At 74.8% G+C, this 4,473-nt stretch carries 4 protein-coding genes; all 4 read right to left on the bottom strand.

Translation table 11 applies throughout. The features are described from left to right. Window positions 1-247: 247 nt before the first annotated feature. Window positions 248-1,075, bottom strand: a complete 828-nt coding sequence (locus VK501_RS26040; RefSeq protein ID WP_324342768.1) for a cell division protein FtsQ/DivIB — start codon at window positions 1,073-1,075, stop codon at window positions 248-250. A 163-nt stretch (window positions 1,076-1,238) separates the two neighbouring features. Further along, window positions 1,239-2,534 carry a UDP-N-acetylmuramate--L-alanine ligase gene (locus VK501_RS26035; protein ID WP_324342766.1) on the bottom strand — a complete coding sequence of 432 codons (1,296 nt, stop codon included), beginning with the start codon at window positions 2,532-2,534 and terminating at the stop codon, window positions 1,239-1,241. Then, window positions 2,531-3,598, bottom strand: a complete 1,068-nt coding sequence (murG, locus tag VK501_RS26030; protein ID WP_324342763.1) for an undecaprenyldiphospho-muramoylpentapeptide beta-N-acetylglucosaminyltransferase — start codon at window positions 3,596-3,598, stop codon at window positions 2,531-2,533. The genes VK501_RS26035 and murG overlap by 4 nt, the downstream gene beginning before the upstream one ends. Further along, window positions 3,513-4,473: putative peptidoglycan glycosyltransferase FtsW (locus tag VK501_RS26025; protein ID WP_324342761.1), on the bottom strand; the 961-nt coding region annotated here is incomplete at its 5' end. The genes VK501_RS26025 and murG, both read right to left, overlap by 86 nt.

Here is a 4,473-nt window from a genome sequence, read left to right as displayed (position 1 = left end):
CGCCGACGACCTTGATGACCGCGAGGTAGCTGCCGCTTTCCATGTGCTTGAAGTTCCTGTCCGACCCTCTAGGTAGCGTCGAGACTTTGGGCAGGGGTAGGCCCGTCTCGGCCAATGCACGGTACGCATCGGCGTTCTTGCGTGTCAACGCGAAGTCTAGGGCGCAATCTTGCTTGCAGTTTGCGGAAGACTGAAGTCGCGCTTGAGACTCGGTCCGTCACCGAGGCTCAGGCTGTGATCGAGGTTGTCAGGGAGCGATCCCCGGAGCGGGGGTCACCTGGGTGGTAGCCGCAGGCGGTTCCGCCGCATTCACGGCGTCCGGATCGCTCTGCGTGGCGGGGTCCTCCAGGCCCCCGGCGGCGGGCCGCTCGGGGTAGCGGAGGTCAAGGTAGGAGGCGCCGGCCGAGGAGGTGTCGGCGAGCACCGCGGAGGCCGCGGCCCACTTGGCGGCGAGCCGATCGGCACCGCCGAAGCGCAGCTCGGGGCCGTCGCGCAGCGTGAGCGTGAGGCCGCCCTGGCGGGTCACCGAGGTGTGCAGGACGCGCTCACGGAGCGCCGCGGGCGCGGCCGCGAGGGCGGCGACGCCCTGCATCGCGGCACGGTCGACGACGTGGTCGCCGGTCGCCGGAACCTTCAGCGGCACGATGGGCAGCGAGGCTGCGGCGGCGTCGGGCAGCAGAAGGCCGTTGCCGGCGACCGGGGTCTTCTTGCCGCCGGCCATGACGACCGCGACCGCCGTGTTCTCCACGACGGTGATCCGCATGCCGTGCGGGAGGTCGGGCTCGGCCTCGACGGCCTTGACCACCGGGAACGGCGCGACGACCGCGTCGAGCTGATCCTGGCGCACGTGCAGCGTGGTCATGTCACGCGCGGCGTTCTCCAGCAGGTTGGCGACGCGCTCGCTGTCGGGGCTGGTCAGGCCCGTGACGGTCACCTGGTTGACCGCGACCAGCTGCGAGTCGCGCAGCCAGAGCCCACCCGCCACCAGCAGGGCGAGGACGGCGAGGACCCAGACGGCGGTCCGCGGCAGGCGCGGGACGGCGCGGGTACGCGGAAGGGCGGCGGCGCGATGCATCCGCAGCAGGGTTCGCCGCAGGGCTACGGACACCTGCACGCCGGTCAGGCGGGGGACCGGGCGGCGGGCAGTGCCGAGGCTGGCGTCGGTGGGCGCGGACTCCCGCCGCGCCCCGCGGCCCCCGCCGCGCCACCCGGGCTGTCGTCCGTCATCGCCCGTGCGCTCAGCCCACCAGCGCGCGACCCAACCGGTCCACGTCGCCGGCGCCCAGCACGAGGACGACGTCGCCCGCGCGCAGCCGGGGCGCCAGCACGCGTTCGGCGTCCTCGAGCGTGGGCAGCCAGAAGACCGTGCGACCGTCCGCCGCGTCGGCGGCGGCCTCGGCGATCAGGCGGCCCGACACGCCCGGGAAGTCCTCTGCCCGCTCGCGGGCCGGGTAGACGTCGAGGACGACCGCGACGTCCGCGGCGGCCAGCGCGGCCCCGAACTCGCGATGCAGCTCCTGCGTGCGGCTGAAGAGGTGCGGCTGGAAGCAGGCGACGAGACGGCGCGGCTGCAGTGAGCGGGCGGCGGCGATGGTGGCCGCGACCTCGGTCGGGTGGTGCGCGTAGTCGTCGACCACGAGCGCGCCCGAGGCCGTCTCCCCCAGTCGCTCGAAGCGCCGGCCCGCGCCGGAGAACGTGGCCAGCGCGGCGACGAGCGCGGCCTCGTCGGCGCCGGCCAGCCGGCAGGCCTCCAGCGCGGCGGCCGCGTTGCGCGCGTTGTGCGCGCCCGGGACCGTGAGGTGCACCTCGTGCCCGCGCCAGGTGAAGCGCGAGCCACCCGGCTCCAGCACGAGCTCCTCGGGCGCGAAGACGACGTCGCCCGGATCGCGCGCCAGCTCCGGCGCGACCACCACCGCCTGCGTGGCGCCGGCGCGGAACGCGTCGAAGGCGGCGCCGAGCTGGGCGAGCGACGCGTACGTGGCGTGGTGGTCGAGCTCGACGTTGAGGACGACGGCGACGTCGGTGCTCAGCGCGAGCATCGACTTGTCGGACTCGTCGGCCTCGACGACCAGCCACTCCCCGGCGCCCCAGTCGGCGTTCTCGCCGGTCGAGCGCAGCGCGCCGCCGATGAGGTACCCGGGCGCCGTCCCGGCGCCGAGCAGCGCATGGGCGGCCATGGAGCTCGTGGTCGTCTTGCCGTGCGCTCCGGCGATCGCGATGACGCGCTTGAGCGCGGTCAGCTCGCGCAGCAGCTCGGCCCGCGGCTGGGCGCGCGCGACGCGCTCGGGGTTGTCGGCCGGGATCGCGGTGGAGACGAAGACGTCGGCGCCGGCCGGGACGTTCGCTGCGTCGTGGCCGACGTGCACCACGATCCCGAGCGCGCGCAGCTTCTCCAGCGCCGGCGAGTCGGCGCGGTCCGAGCCGCTGACGGTCGCGCCGAGCTGGACCGCGACCCGCGCCCAGCCGCTCATGCCCGCGCCGCCGATGCCGACGAGGTGGATCCGGCGTCCCTCCCACGGCCGTGCGTCGCTCACGCGCCAGCCGCCTCCAGCACCTCGCGCGCGATCTCCCGCGCCGCGTCGGGCCGTGCCAGCCCACGCGAGGCCTCGGCCATCGCCGCCAGCCGGCCCGTGTCGCGCAGCAGCGCGCCGACATCCTCGTCGAGGCGCTGCGCGGTCAGCTCGCCGTCGGGCACGACGATCGCCGCGCCCGCGTCGGCCATCCACCGCGCGTTCGTGGTCTGGTGATCGGCGGACGCGTGCGGATAGGGCACGAGGATCGCCGGCAGGCCGTGCGCGGCGACCTCGAAGATCGAGCCGCCCGCGCGCGCCACCGTCAGGTCCGCCGCGGCGAGCGCGTCGCCGAACGGCGTGATGTAGGGCTGCAGGTCGTAGTTGGCCGGCGGCGGCTCGCCGAGACGCTCGCGCAGGGCGTCGTAGTCGCGCACCCCGCAGGCGTGCAGCACGCGGAACGGCGCGTCGGAGAACGCGTCGACCGACGCCTCGTTGATCGACCGCGCGCCCAGCGAGCCGCCGAAGGCCAGCACGCAGGTCTCGTCCACGGCCAGGCCGAAGCGCGCACGCGCGGCAGCGCGGTCGGTGACCGGCGGCGGCACCGGGCGCCCCGTCACGCGGTACTTCTCGCCCTGGCGGTCGGGCAGCGGGAAGGCCAGGCACACGCGGCGCGCCCAGCGCGCGAGCAGCCGGTTGGTCAGCCCGAGGTGGCTGTCGGCCTCGGTCAGCACGAGCGGGATCCGGCCGGCCGCCGCGGCGGCGCCCACCGGGCCGGCGACGTAGCCGCCCCCGCCCATCACGGCGTCGGGCCGCACGTCGCGGAGGATCTTCTGGGCCGTGCGCATCGCGGTCGCGGCCTTCAGCCCGCCGCGCGCGGCCTTCAGCGGGTTCGTGCGGCTCAGGCCCTCCACCGCGATGGTGCGCAGCTCGTAGCCGGCCTCGGGGACGAGCGTCTTCTCGGCGCGTTCGCCGCCGACGAAGACGACGCGCGCGCCGGCCTCAGCCCGCAGCGCGTCGGCGACCGCCAGCGCCGGCACCACGTGCCCGGCTGTCCCTCCGGCGGCGATCACGATCGTTGGAGCCATCGCGCCCGGACCCTGACACATCCGGGACCGCGCGCAGCTTGACGTTGCCCCCTCCGGCGACGTTGAGCAGCACGCCCATGCCGAGGAGCAGGACGATGAGGTTGGTCGACCCGTAGGAGATGAACGGCAGCGGGACGCCGGTCAGCGGCGCCAGCCCGAGGACCGTGAAGACGTTCAGCATCGCCTGGCTGAGGAAGAGCGACGTGATGCCGGCGGCCAGCAGCTTCGCGTAGGTGCCGCGCGCGTTCTTGGCGACCCGCAGGCCGGCGTAGGCGACCAAGCCGTACAGGAACAGGATCCCGCAGATCCCGACGACGCCGAGCTCCTCGCCGACGATGGCCAGGATGAAGTCGGTGTGCGCCTCGGGCAGGAACAGGTTCTTCTGCAGCGACTCGCCGAGTCCGCGGCCGAACAGGCCGCCCGAGCCGATCGCGATCTGGCCCTGGACCGACTGGAAGCCCTCGTTGCCGGCGTGCGCCCACGGGTCGAGGAACGTCATCAGCCGGTCGCGGCGGTACGGCGCCGTCATGGCGTACATGAGGACGAGCAGCGAGCCCGCGCCGGCCGCGCTCGCCAGCCAGCGGATCGGCATGCCCGCGGCGACGAGCATCGCGGCCATGGTGAAGGAGATGACGAGCGCGGTCCCGAGGTCGGGCTGGGAGGCGATGAGCAGCACCGCGCTGCCGGCGACCAGCCCGAGCGGGCCGAGGCTCTGCGGGCGGCGCAGCACGGCGGGGCGCTCGGCCAGCAGCTTGGCCGCGTAGAGCACGAGCGCCAGCTTCATGATCTCCGACGGCTGGAAGACCAGCGGGCCGGCGCCGAGCCAGCGCCGCGCGCCGTTGACCTCGACGCCGAGGCCGGGGACCTTGACGAGC

The sequence above is a fragment of the Baekduia sp. genome (assembly GCF_035318805.1).
Taxonomy (GTDB): Bacteria; Actinomycetota; Thermoleophilia; order Solirubrobacterales; family Solirubrobacteraceae; genus Baekduia.
Note: the sequence above shows the minus strand (reverse complement) of the source record. Positions and strands in the feature narration are given on the sequence as shown.